We start from the raw sequence: 3,723 nt of genomic DNA, 5'->3' as shown, positions 1-3,723 counted from the left end.
CACGGCCTCGCGCAGCTGCTGCTCGCTCACGCCGAGCGCCTCGGTCCAGTAACGGACCTCGTAGTCCTCGGAGAGGTTGATGCGGTCGCGGTCGGGCGAGCCGACCTCCTTCCTGTCGTCGGACATGGCCGGGCTCCAGCGTGGGGGAGCCACTACGCTGCGCCACCTCCCGTCGCGCAGCCGTGAACCGGCGCCGCCGCGGCGGCGTCGTTCAGCGACGGGAACCGCTCAGTAAACGTAGGACCAGGTCTGGCCTTCGCCGCCGTGGCTGCGCACGCGCCACCAGGTGCGGGACAGGCGCTCGGTGCCGCGGCTGCGGGCGATCAGCATCTCGCCCAGCTTGATCGTGGTGGTCACCTCCACCGTCGCGCTGCGGCGGCCCGGCGCGACGCGGATGGAACCGATGTCCACCCGCACGTCGAACGCGATCAGGCCACGGCTGCGGGCATGCAGCCGGCGCAGTTCCTCCATGGTCTGGCGGGTCATCTCGCAGGTGCCATCGCTGTCGAGCACCGTCTCGCCCAACCGGCGACCGTCGGCGTACTGGACCAGCCTGGCGCGGTAATCGCCGGCCAGGTCCTTGCACATCGCCTCGTGGTCGAAATCGCGGAACGCGACCAGCTGGCGGTCGTAGAACTGGCGCACCTGCGCCTCGTCGATCGTCCAGCCCCGGTTCCAGGCGACGAACGCAACCGTCGCCAGCACGACCAGGGCAATCAGCCTTCCCAGCATCCCTTCCCCTCCCCTGCAGTACCCCATCACGGCGACACCGGCGCAGCGGCGTCGCTCCGTCGATCGTTACCGGAAGGTCCGACCAGGTACTGCAAGGGCGTCCCTGCCGTGCAATGGCGGGAAGTCTAGCAAACCCGCGACACCAGCCGTTGTCCGCTCCCGGCCTGCCCGGCCGACCGCGGACGGGGCCGGCCTACTCCGGGGCCCTGGGCTGCCGCGCGGCGGCTTCGCGAGCCTCGCGGGCCGCCTTTTCCTTTTCCATCTTGTCCTTGTCGTGGTGCCACTTGATCGCGAAGAACATCGCGACGCCCAGCACCACGACCTTGAACACGATGAAGACCACGGGGAACCAGTCTGCCGACATGATGTGCAACCTCTATGCTGGAATCCGGCGACCGTCCCCGCCTGCTCGGGCGGTCACTCCCACTCGATCATCAATGGGAACTTCAGTTTCTTATATATCAATGTGTTACCACATCGAAAAGCGTCAAGTACCATGAAAAATACCATACCCGCTCTCGCTCTCCAGCCTCTAAACTTTACCCAACTATAGGATCGGAGCTGCACACCACTAACTTCATCGAGCCTCTTGTCATAGCGACGTAAAGGTTTTGCGCATTCATGTTCTCCGAGTTCAGCACCACGGCCACCTCCGCTTCCAGTCCCTTCAGCAGCAAGGTACTGCCGACGGCTCGTTTGGGCAGCGGACGCCCCAGCAGTCGGTTCTCCTCTCTCACGCGCCTAGCTGCATCGGCCAAGGAGACTACCCCCGACGAGGCGTCTCGAAGAGCCTTGAGTACCCCGTAAAAAATGGCAGGTCGGTGCACACGTACGTTCGGCAGCGCACGTAGCTCAGACAGCAGCATCGCCGCCCCAGACAGAGAAGGTGTACGCAAGAATTCCAAGGCAAGGATTTCCACATCGCTCGGAGGATTCTTCGCGGTTCCCCTCGCCAACACCTCCAGGCGTCGCTTCAACTCGGCTACGCCTACATTCGTCATGGCACTTTGTGCCAACTCCAGTAACTTCCCTACGGCATTCGGTGCGGCCACGTCAAAGCTGTTGGCAAAATTGATCAAATCCTGCAGATCGACGGCCTCAACGGTCGAAGCGCCTGGAATCAGGCTCGCAAAATTCTGCTGTGCTGCTCGGTTGCGGCTGTCGGCAATGATGAGTACCCGCCCGTCTACGGTTGGCGATGGTGTCCTTGCGGCGGCTAAGCGCTGGGCATGGTCGTTCGGCGGTACGGTCTGAACCCAGGTTACATGCGCTGGTGGGCCACTACGCAGATCCACCGAATGTCCCGCCGCTAACAGGCGGCGAGCCTCCAGCAACCATTGTCCCAATGATTCCGCACCGGCGTTGCGCCAGCGCCAGGGCGTTGTCAGTTCCCCTACAACAGGAAAATGCGCGCACACGTGCTTATTCCAGTCAGCTAGCGCATTGCCCCCGAATCCAAAGATTGCCTGCATTGGATCGCCCAGCACACATGTGGGCAAAATCAACGAGAGAAAATAGACAATGTTGTGCTGAGACACCAAACAATCTTGATACTCATCCACAATCAAGTGTGCATACGAGGACTTCAGCACCTCGCTCACGTGACCGGCTTGCAGTAGCTTCCAGGCGGCGTCGCGGATTGCGGGGTAATCCCGCGCAGGTGCGGCCAGGCCCAAAATCTCCGGATCGTGGGCGCTACGACCCGGAAAGGTTGATATGAGACGGATAGCCCAGCCATCGATGGTGCTCAATCGATAGGCGCTTGCCGGCACACCGGCGCGGTCCAGCCGGCTGCGCAGGGCCGCGACCCCAGCGTTCGTATGTGTCAGCACGAGGATGGGCTTGTTGCCCCGATGACGGGCAAGCGCGTTGGCTATCAGCTGTGTCTTACCGCAGCCGGCGGGTGCGGTAACAGTTCCGCGTTCGATTGCGAGAAGGTCGATTTCAATGGGATCCATCCGCGGCCCAACCGAATATCTGGTCCATCAGAGCGCGGAAGCCCTGATCGCAAAGCTGTAGGTCCGGTGCCACGATGGTCCTCGCTGCTTCCTCCATCCATGAGATGGACTTGAACCAGCCCGCCTTCCGGATGCGCGCCGCCTGGCCGAGGATTGCCCTATGCTGCACCGGCAGGAGGTTCGTCTTTTGGATCTCGTCACAGATTTGCTGGACGGTAAGCTTGTTATTTGAGACGGTGCGTAGGTGTTCGTGAATCAGGTCGCCGTGCAATTCGTTGGCGTAGCTGATCAGTTTCTGGCATGCCGCCGGCGTAAGACTTCCGAATAACTCGTCCTCCAGTGCGCGGCCCGCGCGATAGGCAACGACGGCACCACCTTTTTCGACAAATGCCTGCTCGACCGCAGGGGTGGGCTTCTTGTCATCATCGCGCAATACCATCACCCGGTAACCTAGAGCCTGGAAGGCATTAGCGCGTACATACGGTCGATCCGGCTCCCCGCCACCGCAGTCGATGAGGGCTACGCCTAACGCAGCCAGTGACGCATTCCCTTGCTCCACCCTGTATAAATCCAACCCGCGCAGCAGGCCAACCTCACTGGCTCCCTCGCACACAATCACGGAGCCAGCCAGGAAGGCTTCGGGATAGAGGCGGATTGTGCTCTGGATATCGTTGCCGGTACCGATCGGGCGAACCTCTTGACCGTGAGGGCTACGGCGGACCACAAAGAGTTGGTTGCCAGAAAGCTCTCTCAGCGCCACAGGTGAGTGGGTGGTGAGAAACACCTGCAACGGGGCAGCAGTTTCCTTGGCGCCGAGGGAACCTAGGAACCGCGCAATGCGGTGTGGCTCCAGCCCGTACTCCAGCTCGTCCGAGAGTACGATTGACGCCTGAGCCGCCGCCTTGCGCTGCAGGCCGGCAACCAACAGACGCGTGGACCCCACGCCAAGGTTGTGAAGCGGGATGCCGTTTTCGTTGTGCAGGGAGACGGTGCCGCCACCGAATGACACAGAATGCCAATCCAGCAGTGCTCT

5 protein-coding genes are annotated in these 3,723 nt (G+C 61.9%); all 5 read right to left on the bottom strand.

Features of this window, described 5'->3' with window-relative positions; translation table 11 throughout:
- Window positions 1–126 (bottom strand): DUF3606 domain-containing protein (locus EIM48_RS15210; protein ID WP_125112047.1); only part of this gene is annotated, 126 nt, incomplete at its 3' end.
- Window positions 127–228: 102 nt separating this feature from the next.
- Window positions 229–732: a hypothetical protein gene (locus EIM48_RS15205; RefSeq protein WP_019398146.1), complete on the bottom strand. Its 504-nt coding sequence runs from the start codon at window positions 730–732 to the stop codon at window positions 229–231.
- 193 nt (window positions 733–925) lie between these two features.
- Window positions 926–1,096: a hypothetical protein gene (locus EIM48_RS15475; protein WP_019398145.1), complete on the bottom strand. Its 171-nt coding sequence runs from the start codon at window positions 1,094–1,096 to the stop codon at window positions 926–928.
- 175 nt (window positions 1,097–1,271) lie between these two features.
- A complete protein-coding gene (locus EIM48_RS15200; RefSeq protein ID WP_125112046.1) occupies window positions 1,272–2,690 on the bottom strand; it encodes a UvrD-helicase domain-containing protein in 1,419 nt (472 codons plus the stop codon).
- Window positions 2,677–3,723, bottom strand: a 1,047-nt coding sequence (locus EIM48_RS15195; protein ID WP_148098710.1) for an AAA family ATPase, incomplete at its 5' end; no start/stop codon positions are given. The genes EIM48_RS15200 and EIM48_RS15195, both read right to left, overlap by 14 nt.

Origin of the sequence: Pseudoxanthomonas sp. SGNA-20, assembly GCF_003931635.1 — a bacterium.
Classification (GTDB): Bacteria; Pseudomonadota; Gammaproteobacteria; order Xanthomonadales; family Xanthomonadaceae; genus Pseudoxanthomonas.
Note: the sequence above shows the minus strand (reverse complement) of the source record. Positions and strands in the feature narration are given on the sequence as shown.